The sequence below is a fragment of the Brevundimonas sp. genome, assembly GCF_013823285.1.
GTDB lineage: Bacteria > Pseudomonadota > Alphaproteobacteria > Caulobacterales > Caulobacteraceae > Brevundimonas.
This window is the reverse complement of record NZ_PNLV01000062.1, coordinates 1-15,785: the sequence shown is the minus strand read 5'-3', so window position 1 is coordinate 15,785 and position 15,785 is coordinate 1. Positions and strand designations below refer to the sequence as shown.

Below are 15,785 nucleotides of genomic sequence, written 5' to 3'. Positions count from 1 at the left end.
TGGCGCTTCGGAGCCGTGGCCGTGGCGGTGGTCGTGATCTACGCGGTCATCACCTTCGCCATCTCAAACTGGCGGCTGGAGCATCGCCGCATCATGAACGCGGCGGACTCCGAGGCCGCGGGCCAGGCGGTGGACGCCCTGCTCAACTACGAGACGGTCAAGGCCTTCGGGGCCGAGGCCCGCGCCGCCGACAGCTATGAGCGGGCGCTGGGCGTCTATGGCGATGCGGCGGTCAAGGCCAACAACTCCCTGGCGGTCCTGAACATGACCCAGGGCCTGATCATGAACGTCGGCCTCGGCGTCATGGCGGTCATGGCGGGGTTCGAGGCGGCGGCCGGGCGCATGGGGCCGGGCGACGTGACCGCCGCCGTGCTGATCCTGATTTCCCTCTATGCCCCCCTGAACATCCTCGGCTTCGCCTATCGCGAGATCCGCCAGTCCTTCATCGACATGGAGGAGATGCTGAAGGTCACGCGCCAGTCGCCCCAGGTGGCCGATGCGCCGGACGCCCTGGACCTGCCGCCCCCCGCTGACGATCGGGGCGGGGCCGTGGCCTTTGAGGGCGTGGGCTTCCAGCACTCCTCGCGCGCCACGGGTCTGGACGACATCAGCTTCATCGCCGCGCCGGGAACGACCATGGCGCTGGTGGGTCCGTCGGGGGCGGGCAAGTCCACCATCGTCAAGCTGGCCCTGCGCCTGCTGGACCCACAGGTCGGACGGGTGCTGATCGACGGGCTGGACGCTCGCGCGGTGACCCAGGCGTCCCTGCGCCGGGCCGTGGCGCTGGTCCCGCAGGACGTGGCCCTGTTCAACGACAGTCTGGCGGTCAACATCGCCTTCGCTCGCCCGGGCGCGTCCGAGGCCGAGGTCTGGGCCGCCGCCGACGCCGCCGAACTGGGCGATTTCATCCGGGGCCTGCCCGAGGGCATGGACACCAAGGTTGGCGAGCGGGGCCTGAAGCTGTCCGGCGGCGAACGCCAGCGGGTCGGCATCGCCCGCGCCCTGCTGGCCGACCCGCGCATCCTGATCCTTGACGAGGCCACCAGCGCCCTGGACAGCCGCACCGAACAGGCCATCCAGAAGACCTTGAGGAAGGCCCGCGCCGGGCGGACAACGCTGGTGGTCGCCCACCGCCTGTCCACCATCGCCGACGCGGACCAGATCCTGGTGCTGAAGGACGGCCGCATCGTCGAGCGCGGAACCCATATGGAGCTGGTCGCCCGTCAGGGCGGCGAATACGCCTCCCTGTGGCGCAAGCAGACCCGCGGCGCCCGCAGTTCAACCTGACCGCGTCGGTTGCTCCGGTCCCGGCCCTACGCCGCCAGGTCCTCCAGCGCCCGCCTGTGTTGCGCGATCCGCCGGGTGCAACGGTTCTGGTGGCGCAGGTAGAAGGCCAGCGAACCCAGCAGGAACAAGGCCCCTGCCGCATACAGGACGGTCAGTCCTTCCTCGATGGGGTACGCGGCCACGGCGATCCCGAGGAACACGGCTGCGCCGAGGGTGACCGCGATGCCCGCCTGGGCCCAGCGGCGTCCCGCCTCCGCCTGACGAATGGCGGCGAACAGGGCCTGTTCCGGCGTCTCCAGATCATCAGGCGCCCTTCCGCGCGCCCAGAGAGTCATGGCGGCGCCGAACAGGCCGAAGAGCACGGCCGCCGCGCCAAGCAGCCACTGATCCTCCGGTCTCGCCGCCAGCACCCACACGCCCATGACGCCGGCGAGCAGGCACCCGGCCATCTCGAACACAAAGTTCAGCCGCCCCAACCGGCTGCGACGGCGCACTTGCCGGGCCATCTCGGCCAGTCCCTGATCGTCGCGGCCGGGCGTGGTCCAGGCGTCGCTCAGCTCGGTCCAGTCTTCGTTCGGCGTCATGACGAGGCCTCCGGGTTCATCAGGTCTTTCAGGGCCGCCTTCGCCCGGGTCAGGCGGATGGAAACGGCGTTGGCGTTCAGCCCCAGCATGGGGCCGATCTCGGCGGGGCTGAATCCCTCCAGCGTCAGGACGGCGGGCTGGCGCAGCGACAAGGGCAAGGCCCGCACCGCTTCCGTCAGTCGCGCGCGCAGGTCTTCGGCCTCCACCTGATCGTGAGGTGTCGGGTCGTCGGACGGCATGGCCTCGTCCAGCGGCGCGCGGCGCGGCTGGACAGCCTCTCTGGAGACGTGGGTCACGGCCCGGTTGTGGGCCACCCGCGCCAGGAACGCCTTGACCGGCGCCTCGCCGCGAAAGCGGGGCAGGGCGCGCCAGACCGCCAGCAGGATGTCCTGCTCCAGCTCGCGGCGCCGCTCGGGATCGGCTTCATAGCTGCCGGCGATGCGGCGCAGCATCGGGCCGTGCTGGGCCAGCAGCGTCTCGAAGTCCCGGTCTCTTCCCAATCCCATGCCCCCGACCATCGGCGATACGATTTCCGCCGTCACCTCTGAAAGACTCCCGGCGCGGGCGAGACTTTCATTTCCGAGGGCGGGAAATCCCCGCCGAGATGAGGAGACCCGCCATGAGCATCGAAAACGCCGCCCCCGCCCCTGCCTCCGCCCCCGAAAAGACCAGCGTCTTGAAGAAGGGTCGGGGTTTCCTGATCGTCCTCAGCATCGCCGTGGGTGTCGCCGCCGTCGCCGCCTGGATCGCCCTTGGCGCCGGCCTCTATATGGATGTCTCGCGCCAGACCCGCATCATCCTGGCCGTGGTCGCTGCCGTCGCCACCGAGGCCCTGTTCTGGAGCATCGCCGCGACCCTGGGCCTGTCCGTCTTCGAGGCCAGAAAGCGCATCTGGAGAAAGATCACCGGTAGGGGTTGAGAGGAGGCCTGATCACCGCCGCCCGAACAGCTTCTCCAGGTCGTGGAGCTTGAGCTCCACATAGGTGGGGCGGCCATGGTTGCACTGGCCGGAGTGGGGGGTGGCCTCCATCTGGCGCAGCAGGGCGTTCATCTCGGGCGCCGACAGCACCCGGCCCGAGCGCACCGATCCGTGGCAGGCCATGGTCCCGCAGACTTCGCCCAGCCGCTCGGTCAGGGCCAGGGCCGAGCCGTGTTCGCTCAGGTCGTCGGCGATGTCGCGGATCAGTCCCTGCACGTCGCAGTCGCCCAGCAGGGCCGGGGTCTCGCGCACCAGCACGGCGCCGGCGCCGAACGCCTCGACGATGAGGCCCAGCGCGGCCAGTTCGTCGGCGCGGTCCGCCACCCGCCCGGCCTCGGCCGGGTCCAGCTCGACCACCTCGGGCGTCAGCAAGGCCTGTCGCGTGACCGCGCCCTCGGCCATCTGGGTCTTCATGCGCTCATAGACCAGACGCTCGTGGGCGGCGTGCTGGTCCACGATGACCAGACCGTCGCGGGTCTGGGCCACGATGTAGTTGGCGTGCAGCTGCGCCCGCGCCGCGCCGAGCGGATAATCCAGTGGGTCGATAAACCCGGCGGCCTCGCCTGACGGCTGGGCGTCCGACGGAGCGGGCCAAGCCGTCTCGACCCGCGCCGAGCGTTCGTTCAGGCCGGGAATGATCTGGGCGGCGGCTTCGGGCCGGCTCCAGCCGGTCCAGCCGCTCCATCCCTCTGCGGCGGGACCGGGAGAGCTGTAGGCCCCTGTCACCCCCGCATGGGGCTGGAACCCGGACAGGGCGTCCGCCGCCACGGTGGTGGACGCCCTGTGTCCCGCCGCCGCCAGGGCGTGGCGCAGGGCGCCGACGATCAGGCCGCGCACCAGCGCCGGGTCGCGGAAGCGCACCTCCGCCTTGGCCGGGTGCACGTTGACGTCGACGGACAGCGGGTCGATGTCCAGGAACAGGGCGGCCGCCGGATGCCGGTCCCGGGCCAGGAAGTCGGCGTAGGCGCCGCGCAGCGCGCCCTGCAGCAGCCGGTCCTTCACGGGCCGCCCGTTGACGAACAGGAACTGGTGCGCCGCATTGCCTCGGGAATAGGTGGGGAGGCCCGCATAGCCCGACAGCCGGATGCCGTCGCGGGACTGGTCGATCAGCAGGGCGTTGTCCTCGAAGTCCCGGCCAAGCAGGGCGGCCAGCCGCTTCAGCCGCCCCTCGTCGCCCGGATGTTCGGCGGGCAGGCGCAGGGTGGTCTTGCCGTCCAGCGTCAGGGTGAAGGCGGTGGCTTCATGGGCCATGGCCTGGCGTCTGATCTCGTCGGAGATGGCCATGGCCTCGGCGCGGGCCGACTTCATGAATTTCAGCCGCGCGGGGGTGGCGTAGAACAGGTCGCGCACCTCCACCCGCGCCCCGTGGTCGCCGGGGAAGGCGCCGGGCGCGATGGGCCGCTGGTCCCCGCCCTCCACCGCCACGCCCCAGGCCTCAGGCGCGCCCATGGCCCGGCTGGTGATGGTCAGCCGCGCCACCGAGCCGATGGACGGCAGGGCCTCGCCGCGAAAGCCGAGGGTGAAGATGCGCAACAGGTCCACGTCGCCCGCGTCGTCCGCCTCCAGCTTGGAGGTGGCGTGGCGCTCCACCGCCAGCGGCAGCTCGTCCTTCGGGATGCCCTTGCCGTCGTCGGCGATCAGGATGCGGGACAGCCCTCCACCGTCGGCCTGGATGTCCACCCGACGCGCGCCTGCGTCCAGCGCGTTCTCGACCAGTTCCTTGACGGCGCTGGCCGGGCGCTCGACCACCTCGCCGGCGGCGATGCGGTTGACGGTTTCAGGGGGGAGGCGACGGATCGGCATGCGAACAGCCAGTCTAGAACGAAACCGGCCCGGGCGCGATCACGCCCGGGCCGGAAATGTCTGGATGGAAGAGTGGCCGGTTCAGAGCCCGGGCAGCTTGATGCCGCCGCCGCCGCGCTGGATCACCACATCACGCCCGCCGGTGAGAGCCTGCAGGCGCGCCGCCTCGGTGGCCGGGTCGATGGTGGTCACGCCGTCCGGCGTGCGGACCTGGGTCGCGCCCTGCGAGGCGGCGTCCCCCCGGCGCCAGAACATGACGCGGTTGGCCCAACCCTCTTCCTTGTGGGCCAGGTCGCCGAACTCATCGTCGATGACGTAGCGCGCCAGAGGGTCAGCCTGGGCGGCGCCGGCGGCGGCGACCAGGGATTCCTCACCGGCGGAGCGGGTGATGGCCTGACGCTGGCCCAGCAGGATCTGTCGGGCCGAGCTTTCCGGCGCCAGTTCGGCCGGGCGCGGCTGACCGGGCGCCGGCGGGCGCAGGCCGTACTCCGGCGGCACGCTGAGCGGGGCCTGGGAGATGACGCGGAACTCGTCGGGGGTCACACGCTCCAGCCCGAGGCCCTGACGGACGCTGTTGCAGCCTGTCAGGACGACGGCCGTGGCGGCGATGGCGCCGAGGGTCAGGGTGGAATTCAGTCGCATGGTCAGCTGCTCTTTCAGGCGGTCGTGCGTTCGCGATCGCGATTAACCGGGGTGATTACGACTTTTCATGGGCCGCGCCAACCTTGGCGGCCCGTTCGGAGATGAAGCTGTCGGCGACCAGCAGCACAATCCCGACCGAGATGGCGCTGTCCGCCACATTGAAGACCCACGGGAAATACAGGCCCGAGAAGTCCAGGAAATCCACCACCCCGCCGAAGCGGATGCGGTCGATGGCGTTGCCCAGCGCCCCGCCCATGATCAGGCCGATGGCGGTGATCAGCAGGCGGCGGTCCGCCCGCGTGGCCCAGAAGGCCAACAGACCGGCCACGGCGATGGAGAACACCGTCAGCAGCCAGCGCCCCGTCTCTCCGCCCGTCAGCAGGCCGAAGGAGACGCCCCGATTCAGCACGAAGGTGAGGTTGAAGATGGGTTCCAGAACGCGAATCTGGCCCACTTCACGCAGATGCAGACCGTACAGGATCCAGGCCTTGGTGATCTGGTCCAGCATGATCACGGCGGCGGCGAAGGCGTAGGCGGCCCAGGCGATGCGGGGAATGGTCATGCGCGTTCCGTACGGGTGGGAACGGCGTCGTTAGCAGGCGACGAAGCCGGGGTGAAGGCCCCGGTGATCAGGCGGCTTTCGCCGGGACCGCGCGGCACAGGATTTCGCCCACGCCGTTGAACACCACACGCGAGGATTGGCCCGCGACGATGTCATGGATGCCCGTGGCGGCGCCGGTGGAGATCAGGTCGCCGGCCTTCAGGGGCCGGCCGCGTCGGGCGTTGAGGTTCAGCAGAAAGGCAAGGGCCTCCAGCGGTCCGCCCGGAATCGTCGCGGCGCCCCCCTTGCCGACGCTTTCGCCCTCAATGAAGGTCTCGCAGGTCAGGTCCATCAGGCGCTCGCGCCAGTCCGGCACCTCGTGGCCCAGGATCAGCCCGGCGTTGTTGCCGAAGTCGGACGCGACAACTGGGGGGCCCAGAACATTGATGGTGGCCAGCGGGCTGCCCGCCGGCTCGACGCCGACGATGAGGGTCTCGACCAGGTCGGCGGCCTCCCCGGCGGTCCAGTCGGTGCGGTCCGCAGGCGCGTCCTGGGCCAGCTTCAGGATGAATTCGGCTTCGACGGCGGCGAATCCGCCTTCAAACACGGGGAAATCCATGATCTCGCCCTCGACCGCCGTCCACACGGCGCGGCGGAAGATGGGACCGGCCAGGCGGGGCGCGCCCAGCCGCTCAAGCCACGCGTCCGGGATGCGGCCGATCTTCCAGCCGGCGATCTGGTCGTCCCACAGGCCGATGGCTTCGTCCTGAATGGCGTAGGCTGTGTCCATGCCGCCCGGAATCTGTCCGGGATAGTCAGGCAGGGCGCGAGCCTTGCTGCGAGCCTCCACGAAGGCGCGCGCGATCGCCGATCCGGAATCGCTGCTGCTTGTATCGGCCCCGCTCAGGGGTTTGGTCGCCATGGTCACGCTGTTCTTGTCCGTCTGTTTCACGCTGTCGGGATCGTCGTCCCGCGACCCGGGCGTTCATTGCGCCGGTGTCTGCACTCCCCATCGCCCCAACATTGCCCCGTGGGAAACCGGTGTCAATTTCATTTCGCCACCGGTGGACATTTGCTGGACGCCTCGCAGGTGGCGCGGCGCGTCAGGCGGGGCTATGCAAGAGGCGGGAGACGCGAGAGGGACGGAACTTCAGTTGAGCAGGATCGAAGACGAAGAGGCCGCCGCCGCCGACAACGGCCTGACGCCGGGCCGGGCGCCGACCATCAACGACATCGCCCGCATCGCCGGCGTGTCCAAGAAGACCGTGTCGCGGGTCATCAACCAGTCGCCCTTCGTCAAGGCGGACACGCGGGAGAAAGTCGAGGCGGTGATCGCCGACCTGGGCTTCTCGCCGGATCCGCAGGCCCGGGGTCTGGCGTTCCGACGCTCGTTCCTGATCGGCATGATCTACGACAACCCCAGTCCCAACTACGTCGTGAACATGCAGCAGGGCATCCTGGACGCCGTGCGCGGCTCGGGCATGGAGCTCGTGGTCCATCCCTGCGACCGGACGACCGACGACTTCATGACCAATGTGCGCGGTTTCGCTGTTCGTCAGAAACTCTTCGGCGCCGTGCTGCCGCCGTCAGTGTCCGAGGACGAGCGGGTCGCGTCGATGCTGAACGAGGTGGGCTGTCCTTACGTGCGCATCGCCTCCGTGTCGCTGGACGCGCCAGAGCACATGGTGGTGACCAATGACCACGTCGGCGCGGCCGAGGCGGCCCGCCACTTGGTGGAGCTGGGACATCGGCGCATCGGCATGATCACCGGCCCGGACCTGTTCCGGTCCACCCACGAGCGGGGCGACGGCTTTCGCAGGGCGCTGTCGGAAGCCGGCGTCACCCTAGGCGAGGACATGGTGGTGCGCGGCGCCTACACCTTCGACTCCGGCGTGGCCGCGGCGCGCGAACTGCTGTCGCGAAAGGTCCGGCCCACGGCCATCTTCGCCGGCAACGACGAAATGGCCATCGGCGTCTACCAGGCTGCACGGGACATGGGAATCGACGTGCCGTTCGACCTCTCCATCGTCGGCTTTGACGATGCGCCCATGTCGTCGCGCATCTGGCCGACCCTGACGACGGTCAAGCTGCCCATCCGCGACATGGGGCGCATGGCGGCGGAAAAACTGCTGGCCAGGAGCCGGGGTCTGGATCCGGCGAAGCTGGAGCAGCCGGAGGTCATTCCCACCCTGATCGCGCGGGATTCCAGCGCGCCGCCGCGCCGCTGACGACGCGGCGGCGCCCGCAGAATCAGCCGCGGCCGACCACGCCCTGGATGTAGTCGCGGATCTCCTGATCCTTCGCGTTGGCGAAGAAATAATCAGAGAAACGCTCGCCGGCGACGGCGGCCTTGAGCAGGTCCTGGTCGACGGACTTCAGGACCGTCAGCATGTCCTTGCAGGTCACGGCTTTCAGGTCCTTCAGGATGCCCCGGTTCCGGGCCATGATCTCGGCCCGCTCCTTGGGATAGCCCAGGCCGCGCTCGCCCTCGAACAGCTTGCGGTAGACGTCCTGCAGATTCAGTTCGGCTGCCCAGCCGAAGCCCTTGGCGTAGGGCATGGCGATGGCGTTGCCGTCATTGATCTGGCCGAACAGAAAGGCGTCGGTAGGGTCGATCACCAGGCCGCAGAAGACGCCAGGCATGGCGTTGGCGGCCAGCATGGAGCCGGTCCCCGTGCCGCAGCCGGTGACCACGAAGTCGGCGGCCCCCGAGTTCAGCAGGATGCCGGTCAGCAGGCCGTTCATCACATAGGTCAGCGAGGCTTTGTCCTCGGGCGTGTACATGCCGTAGTGATGCACGTCGTGGCCCAGCGGTTCTGCGACGGCGGTCAGGGCGTCGTGGACGATCTGGCTCTTGGCGGCCTGGCTGTTCTCGATGATCAGGGCGATTTTCATGGGGATCCTTCAGGGCAATGAGAATGGCGGCGACTGGCCGTACGCTCTGGCGCCGGAGCCGTTCCATCGGTTGCATCATAGTATGACACCGGTTACCACCTGAGACAAATCCGCACCACGACAAGCAGCAGGGAAAGCCGGGATGTCCGTTTCTTTTGATCTTTCGGGGCGCTGCGCCCTGATCACCGGCGCCAACACCGGCATCGGCCAGGGGATGGCCGTGGGCCTGGCCGATGCCGGCGCCGACATCGTCGCCGTGGGCCGTTCCGACGCCGACGAGACCGGCGACAGGGTGCGGGCCCTGGGCCGCAACTTTCACTTCATCAAGGCGGACCTGGGCTCCACAGCGCCCCTCGAAGGTGTCGTGGCCGAGGCCTGGGACAAGGCGGGCGGGGTCGACATCCTGGTCAACAACGCCGGCATCATCCGCCGCGCGGACAGTCTGGATTTCTCGGAAGAAGACTGGGACGCGGTGATGGACACCAATCTGAAGGTCCTGTTCTTCCTGAGCCAGCAGGTCGCCCGCCGCTGGGTGGCCGACGGCCGCAAGGGCAAGATCATCAACATCGCCTCCATGCTCAGCTTCCAGGGCGGCATCCGCGTGCCGTCCTACACCGCGTCCAAATCGGGCGTGGCGGGCCTCACAAAGCTGATGGCGTGCGAGTGGGCGTCGAAAGGCATCAACGCCAACGCCATCGCGCCGGGCTACATCGCCACCAACAACACCGAGGCCCTGCGCAACGACGAGACCCGCAACCGCGACATCCTCGCCCGTATCCCGGCGGGGCGCTGGGGCGATCCGTCCGACATGGCGGGCGCGGCGGTGTTCCTCGCGTCGTCGGCGTCGGACTACATGCACGGCGCCATCGTCCCGGTGGACGGGGGCTGGCTGGCCCGCTGAGGGCGACCGTCAACGCCGCACTTGCGCCGCATTCGGTTTTGGAGTTAGTGTCGTGCATTGATACCGGTGTCAGAAATGCTCCGCGCACTCATGACACCGGTGTCAAACAATCAAGTCAAATGACCGGGGGGCAATGATCCTTCCGGCGGTGGCCCGAAAAGGCCGTACATGGGAGGAGGATAGGATGACCCATAACCATCCGCGCCGCCGTGCGCACAAGATCGGGGTGTCTCTGGGCGCCATGACCGTGGCTCTGATGACCGCCGGGGCCGCCGTGGCCCAGGAACAGCCTGATGTCACCGAAGTCGAAGAAATCGTCGTCACCGGCTTCCGCGCCAGTCTGGCCAACGCGCTGAACATCAAGCGCAACGAGGCCGGCGTCGTGGACGCCATCAGCGCCGAGGACATCGCTGATTTCCCGGACAGCAATCTGGCCGAATCGATCCAGCGGATTCCCGGTGTGTCCATCGACCGTGACGCAGGTGAAGGTCGCTCGCTGACGGTTCGCGGCCTGAGCTCGGATTTCACCCGCACCCGCATCAACGGCATCGAGGCCCAGGCGACCACGGGGGCCACGGACTCATCGGGCGGCGTCAACCGCGGCCGCGGCTTCGACTTCAATGTCTTCGCCTCCGAACTGTTCAACAACATCACGGTCCGCAAGACCGCCGCCGCCGAGACCGAAGAAGGATCTCTGGGGGCCACGGTGGATCTGCGCACCAGCCGTCCGTTCGATTATCCCGGCTTCACCGCCGGCGGGTCGCTGCAGTACGGCTACAACGACATGGCCGAGAACTGGGCTCCGCGCGGCGCGCTCCTGGTCAGCAACACCTGGATGGACGGCCAGGTCGGCGCCCTGCTCTCGCTGGCCTACAGCGAGCGCAGCCTGTTCGAGGAAGGCTTCAGCTCGGTGCGCTGGGGTCCTGCCAACGGCGACAGCGGCTTCGCCAATCCGGATGCCCTGCCGGGCGGCGGAGACAATGCGCCGAACCTGTTCCATCCGCGCATCCCGCGTTACGGCCGTCTGGTCCATGAGCAGGAGCGCACCGGCGCCACCCTGTCGTTGCAGGCGCGTCCGGGCCACGGCCCCACGACCTTCACCTACGACCTGCTCTATTCGAACCTGGACTCCACACGTCAGGAGAACTTCCTTGAAGCCTGGTCGCTCAGCCGGAACGCCGCCCAGGGCGGCAAGCCGGAAGTGGTCATTGTCGATGCGATCGCCGACGGCGCCGAGCTGGTCTATCTCGAGCTCGACAACATGGACATGCGGACCGAGCAGCGCTTCGACCGTCTGAACACCGAGTTCACCCAGCACACTTTCAATATCGACCACAATTTCAGCGACACTTTCCGCATGAACGTGCTGGTGGGACGTTCGGAATCGGTCTTCGACAACAGTGAGCAGACCACGGTCATCATCGACCGCCAGAACACCGACGGCTATTCGATCGATTTCCGCGGCAACCGCAATCTGCCGCTGATCAACTATGGCTTCGATGTCACCGATCCCAACGCCTGGATCATCACTGGTCCGTCGGGCGCGAACCCGCGATCCGAAATCCGGATGAACCCGAACGGGCAGACCAACGTCTACGACACCGCCCAGATGAATTTCGTCTGGGAGATGAACCCCACCTTCACTCTGCGCACGGGCGTTCACTACAAGAATTTCGAGTCTGACGGCTGGGGCCTGCGCCGGGCCGCCGCCAATGACGTTATGCCGGCGCTGCCGGCCGGCGTGTCCATGGCCGACCTGACCATGTTGCTGACGGGTTTCGGGGGCAACCTGAACATGCCCACAGGCAACGCCACGTCCTGGATCGTGCCGGACCTGCAGGCCTTCGCCGAGTTGTTCAACATCTACTGCAACTGCGACACTGGCGTGCCGGGCGGCGACTTCCGCCTGACGGGCCTGAGCAACTCGCGCGCACTGGCCAATTTCCGCAACGTCACCGAAGAAGCTCGCGGCGCCTATGTCCAGCTGGACTGGGACAGCATGATCGGCTCCATGCCGTTCCGCGGCAACGTCGGCGTCCGCCAGGTGCGCACGAACGTGGAGGCCACCGGCTATTCCAACGCGACCGGCGCTACGCCGATCACGGGCGAGAACACCTACGATGACACCCTGCCGTCCCTGAACCTGGCCATCGAGCCGATGCAGGACGTGATTGTCCGCTTCGGCGCCGCCCAGGTGATGTCGCGTCCCCCGGTCGGCAGCCTGATCCCGGTGTTCAACCTCAGCGCCCTGGAAGCGCCGAACCCCAGCGCCAGCTTGGGGAACGTGGAGTTGGAGCCTTACCGGGCCAACACCTTCGACCTGAGCGTGGAATGGTATTTCGCCCCGGAATCGCTGCTGTCCTTCGCCTTCTTCTACAAGGACATATCGTCCTTCGTGCAGACGACCCAGCAGAGACTATTCTATCCTGAACTGACCGCTCTGAATCCCACAGCCTTCCCGCCTAACCCATTGCGAACCGAAGAGTATGTGTTCTCCACACCGACCAACACGCCGGGCGGACCGCTGTCGGGCTTCGAAATCAGTTATCAGCAGCCGTTCTACTTCCTGCCTGGACCGCTGGAGAACTTGGGAGCGATCCTGAATTACACATTTGTGGCGTCCGAGATCGACTATTGCGAAACTTCAGCCTGCGATGCTTTCGTCACTGAGGACCTGGTTAATCTGTCGCCGGAAGCTTGGAACGCCACGCTGTATTATGATGACGGCCGCTTCAACGCCCGGGTCTCCGCCGCCTATCGCGACGGCTACTTCCAGCAGGTTCCGGCCGCCAACGCCGGCGGCCTGGGCATCGTGGCCATCGGCAAGTCCGAGACCCTGACCTTCGACGCCGCGGCGTCCTATGAAGTGACGGACAACATCGTCCTGACCTTCGAGGGCCTGAACCTGACCGACGAACCGAACCGCCAGTGGCACGGTGAAGTCGGCGGCGGGCGCGACAGCACCTACGTCTATCACCAGACCGGCCGCCAGTTTTACGCGGGCGTCCGCTACCGGTTCTGATCGAGTAACTTCCTGAGCAGCCTGGGCGTCGGACCTTCGGGTCCGGCGCCCTCTTTTTTGCGTTGACACCGGTGTCATTTTCCAGTTGTCTGGCGTCAACGAGAGCCCCGCTCGAACGGCGGCTTCGCAGGGACGGTTGAAGACTCCGAACCAGGCCTGTGCTGAATGCACCCGATGGGCGCCGCCCGGCGCGCCTTTCGCTTCCGAACGGCCGGGCCCGAAACACGAGGGAAAACGCCGTGGCCGACAACATCCTGAACATCCGCCCCGCCAGCGAGACGCGCTGGGACTGCGCGTCGTTCGGCGAGGTCATGCTGCGCTTCGATCCCGGCTTCGGCCGCGTGCGCAACGCCCGCACCTTTCAGGTGTGGGAAGGTGGCGGCGAGTACAATGTGGCCCGCGCCATGCGCAAATGCTGGGGCAAGCGCTCCACCGTGGTCACCGCCCTGCCCGTCAACGATCTCGGCTGGCTGGTCGAGGACTGCATCATGCAGGGCGGCGTGGACATGAGCCATGTGGTCTGGCGCGAGTTCGACGGTCTGGGCCGCAACACCCGCGTCGGCCTGAACTTCACCGAGAAAGGCTTCGGCGTCCGTCCGGCCCTGGGCTGTTCGGACCGCGGCCACTCCGCCGCCTCGCAGATCCGTCCCGGCGAGGTGAACTGGGAGAAGCTGTTCGGCGAGGAAGGCGTGCGCTGGTTCCACACCGGCGGCATCTTCGCGGCCCTGGGTTCCAACACCGCCGAGGCGGTGATCGAGGCGGTCGAGGTCGCCCGCAAGCACGGCACCATAGTCTCCTATGACCTGAACTACCGCCCCTCCCTGTGGAAGTCGCAGGGCGGCAAGGAAGGGGCGCAGAAGATCAACCGCAACATCGCGCAATATGTCGATGTGATGATCGGCAACGAAGAGGATTTCACCGCCTGCCTCGGCTTCGAGGTCGAGGGCCTGGACGAGCACATCTCCTCCATCGACCCGGCCAATTTCAAGAAGATGATCCAGACGGCGGTGAAGGAATTCCCCAATTTCAAGGTCGCCGCCACCACCCTGCGCAACGCAAAGACCGCCAGCGTCAATGACTGGTCCGCCATCATCTATGCGGGCGGCCAGTTCTATGAATCCATGATGCGCGAGGATCTGGAGATCTATGACCGCGTGGGCGGCGGCGACGGCTTCGCCTCCGGCCTGGCCTACGGCTTCATGGAGGGCAAGGGCCCCCAGGCGGCGGTGGACTACGGCGCGGCGCACGGCGCCCTGGCCATGACGACTCCCGGCGACACCTCCATGGTCAAGGCCGCCGAGGTCGAGGCGGTGATGAAGGGCAAGGGCGCCCGCGTCATCCGCTGATTTTCTTTCCCGAAACCCGCCCGCGCAATGTCCTCTCCCAGACGCGCGGGCGGCGCCGGAACCGGTCCTTTGTCCTCCCCGAAGGCCGGTCGCCCCGACGCCCGCTCTCCCTTGCCGGAGAGCGGGCGTTGTTGCTTCAGACCATGTCCGCCCTCGGTGTGGCCATATGGGCGGTCATCATCTCCGCCAGGTCGGCCATGGCGTCCAGCAGCACGTCGCGCCGGTCTGGCGACAGGGCGGCGAAGGCGTCCTCGAACCCGCGGCTCAGCAGGCCCGGGGCCTGGCCCAGAGCGGTCTGTCCCGCCGCCGTCAGGCGGGTGTGCACCACGCGCCGGTCCACCTCGGAGCGATAGCGCTCGATCAGCCCCTTGGCCTCCAGCTTGTCCATCACCGCCACCACCGTGGCGGGCGACATGGAGGCGGCCTTCGACACCGCCTGGGTGGTCACCTGGCCCAGGGCGTGAATGGACTGCATGACGATCAGCTGGGGGATAGTCAGGCCGCTGGTGCGGGCGATTTCCCGGGACCGAACCTCGATGGCCTGGGCGATGCGCCGCATCGATTTCAGCACAGCCGCGTTGGGGTCTGCGTTCAGGGAATTCGGCGGCGTGTCGGTCAGCTTGACCATGCGGGTTGAAATCCTTTGTGTGCGAACTATTTGTGCACGCTGTTTCCACATTGCAAGACGACTTCCGGGGAGTGCCCATGTGCGGCCTGAATGGCGAGATCAATTTCGACGGCAAGCCCGCTGACGCGGGCGCGCTGCAGCGCATGTGCGACGCCCTGGCGCCGCGCGGACCGGACGGCTCGGGCGTGGTGCTGCGCGGCAACGTCGGCCTGGGCCATCGCCGCCTGAAGATCATCGACCTGTCCGAGAAAGCCCAGCAGCCCATGGTCGATTCCGACCTGGGCCTGTCCATCGCCTTCAACGGATGCATCTACAACTACCCGGAACTGCGGGCCGAGCTCGAGGCCGCCGGCCACCGGTTCTTCTCCCATGGCGACACCGAGGTGATCCTCAAGGCCTGGCGCCAGTGGGGCATCGAATGCGTGGACCGCTTCAAGGGCATGTTCGCCTTCGTCATCCACGAGCGCGACACCGGCCGGGTGGTGATCGCCCGCGACCGCTTCGGCATCAAGCCGCTGTATCTGGCGGAAAAGGGCAAGCGCCTGCGCTTCGCCTCGACCCTGCCGGCCCTCATTGCGGCAGGCGACGTGGACACCTCCATCGATCCGGTGGGCCTGCACCACTACATGACCTTCCACGCGGTGGTCCCGCCGCCGCACACCATCATCAAGGGCGTGACCAAATTCCCGCCCGCCACCATCCGCGTGATCGAGCCCGACGGCACGTCCAGGGACCGCCTGTACTGGACCCCGGTGCTGGAGCGCGGCCCGGGCGACGCCGAACGCTCCGCCGAGGAGTGGCGCGATCTGGTGCTGGACAGTCTGCGCACCGCCGTGAAGCGCCGCATGGTGGCCGATGTGCCGGTGGGCGTGCTGCTGTCCGGCGGCGTGGATTCCAGCGTCATCGTCGGCCTGCTGGCCGAGATGGGCCAGAAGGACCTGATGACCTTCTCCGTCGGCTTCGAGGAGGCCCACGGCGAGAAGGGCGACGAGTTCGTCTATTCCGACCTGATCGCGAAGCATTTCGGGACGAAGCATCACAAGATCTTTGTGCCCCACGACCGTCTGCTGGACGCCCTGCCCGGAACCATCGGCGCCATGTCCGAGCCCATGGTCAGCTATGACAATGTGGGCTTCTACCTGCTCAGTCAGGAAGTC

The 15,785-nt window shown here is 67.5% G+C and carries 15 protein-coding genes; 7 read left to right on the top strand and 8 right to left on the bottom strand.

Annotated elements, in window-relative coordinates; translation table 11 throughout:
• Window positions 1-1,287 (top strand): ABC transporter ATP-binding protein/permease (locus C0461_RS09840; protein ID WP_292106302.1); only part of this gene is annotated, 1,287 nt, incomplete at its 5' end.
• A gap of 26 nt (window positions 1,288-1,313) precedes the next feature.
• On the opposite strand, the gene C0461_RS09835 is transcribed toward C0461_RS09840, so the two are convergent.
• Window positions 1,314-1,871: a hypothetical protein gene (locus tag C0461_RS09835; RefSeq protein WP_292106300.1), complete on the bottom strand. Its 558-nt coding sequence runs from the start codon at window positions 1,869-1,871 to the stop codon at window positions 1,314-1,316.
• Window positions 1,868-2,377 carry a sigma-70 family RNA polymerase sigma factor gene (locus tag C0461_RS09830; RefSeq protein ID WP_292106299.1) on the bottom strand — a complete coding sequence of 170 codons (510 nt, stop codon included), beginning with the start codon at window positions 2,375-2,377 and terminating at the stop codon, window positions 1,868-1,870. The genes C0461_RS09835 and C0461_RS09830 overlap by 4 nt, the downstream gene beginning before the upstream one ends.
• 113 nt (window positions 2,378-2,490) lie before the next feature.
• Here C0461_RS09830 and C0461_RS09825 point away from each other — a divergent pair, with 113 nt between their 5' ends.
• Window positions 2,491-2,790, top strand: coding sequence for a hypothetical protein (locus C0461_RS09825; protein ID WP_292106297.1), 300 nt, complete (start codon window positions 2,491-2,493; stop codon window positions 2,788-2,790).
• Between the two features lie 12 nt (window positions 2,791-2,802).
• Here C0461_RS09825 and mutL read toward each other — a convergent pair whose 3' ends face one another.
• From mutL to C0461_RS09805, 4 genes are all read right to left on the bottom strand, one after another.
• Window positions 2,803-4,653: a DNA mismatch repair endonuclease MutL gene (gene mutL / locus C0461_RS09820; RefSeq protein ID WP_292106295.1), complete on the bottom strand. Its 1,851-nt coding sequence runs from the start codon at window positions 4,651-4,653 to the stop codon at window positions 2,803-2,805.
• Window positions 4,654-4,734: 81 nt separating this feature from the next.
• Entirely contained in the window at window positions 4,735-5,295 is a 561-nt protein-coding gene (locus C0461_RS09815; RefSeq protein ID WP_292106293.1) for a DUF3035 domain-containing protein, read from the bottom strand.
• Window positions 5,296-5,350: 55 nt separating this feature from the next.
• Window positions 5,351-5,857, bottom strand: a complete 507-nt coding sequence (gene lspA / locus C0461_RS09810) for a signal peptidase II (RefSeq protein ID WP_292106291.1) — start codon at window positions 5,855-5,857, stop codon at window positions 5,351-5,353.
• A gap of 67 nt (window positions 5,858-5,924) precedes the next feature.
• A complete protein-coding gene (locus C0461_RS09805) occupies window positions 5,925-6,758 on the bottom strand; it encodes a 2-keto-4-pentenoate hydratase (protein WP_292106289.1) in 834 nt (277 codons plus the stop codon).
• Between the two features lie 241 nt (window positions 6,759-6,999).
• Between C0461_RS09805 and C0461_RS09800 the strand changes: the two genes are divergently transcribed.
• Window positions 7,000-8,064, top strand: coding sequence for a LacI family DNA-binding transcriptional regulator (locus C0461_RS09800; RefSeq protein ID WP_292106303.1), 1,065 nt, complete (start codon window positions 7,000-7,002; stop codon window positions 8,062-8,064).
• A 22-nt stretch (window positions 8,065-8,086) separates the two neighbouring features.
• Here C0461_RS09800 and C0461_RS09795 read toward each other — a convergent pair whose 3' ends face one another.
• On the bottom strand, window positions 8,087-8,731 hold the full coding sequence (locus C0461_RS09795) for an RpiB/LacA/LacB family sugar-phosphate isomerase (RefSeq protein ID WP_292106288.1): 645 nt from the start codon (window positions 8,729-8,731) through the stop codon (window positions 8,087-8,089).
• A gap of 142 nt (window positions 8,732-8,873) precedes the next feature.
• On the opposite strand from C0461_RS09795, the gene kduD reads away from it, so the two are divergent.
• The 3 genes from kduD to C0461_RS09780 all read left to right on the top strand — a co-directional run bounded on the left by kduD (window position 8,874) and on the right by C0461_RS09780 (window position 14,000).
• Window positions 8,874-9,632 (top strand): 2-dehydro-3-deoxy-D-gluconate 5-dehydrogenase KduD, encoded by a 759-nt coding sequence (gene kduD / locus C0461_RS09790; RefSeq protein ID WP_292106286.1) that lies wholly within the window; start codon window positions 8,874-8,876, stop codon window positions 9,630-9,632.
• A 184-nt stretch (window positions 9,633-9,816) separates the two neighbouring features.
• Window positions 9,817-12,654 carry a TonB-dependent receptor gene (locus tag C0461_RS09785; protein WP_292106284.1) on the top strand — a complete coding sequence of 946 codons (2,838 nt, stop codon included), beginning with the start codon at window positions 9,817-9,819 and terminating at the stop codon, window positions 12,652-12,654.
• A gap of 239 nt (window positions 12,655-12,893) precedes the next feature.
• Entirely contained in the window at window positions 12,894-14,000 is a 1,107-nt protein-coding gene (locus C0461_RS09780) for a sugar kinase (RefSeq protein WP_292106283.1), read from the top strand.
• 136 nt (window positions 14,001-14,136) lie between these two features.
• Here the strand turns inward: C0461_RS09780 and C0461_RS09775 are convergent, their stop codons facing one another.
• Entirely contained in the window at window positions 14,137-14,628 is a 492-nt protein-coding gene (locus tag C0461_RS09775) for a MarR family winged helix-turn-helix transcriptional regulator (protein WP_292106281.1), read from the bottom strand.
• 77 nt (window positions 14,629-14,705) lie between these two features.
• On the opposite strand from C0461_RS09775, the gene C0461_RS09770 reads away from it, so the two are divergent.
• Window positions 14,706-15,785, top strand: a 1,080-nt coding sequence (locus tag C0461_RS09770; RefSeq protein WP_292106279.1) for an N-acetylglutaminylglutamine amidotransferase, incomplete at its 3' end; no start/stop codon positions are given.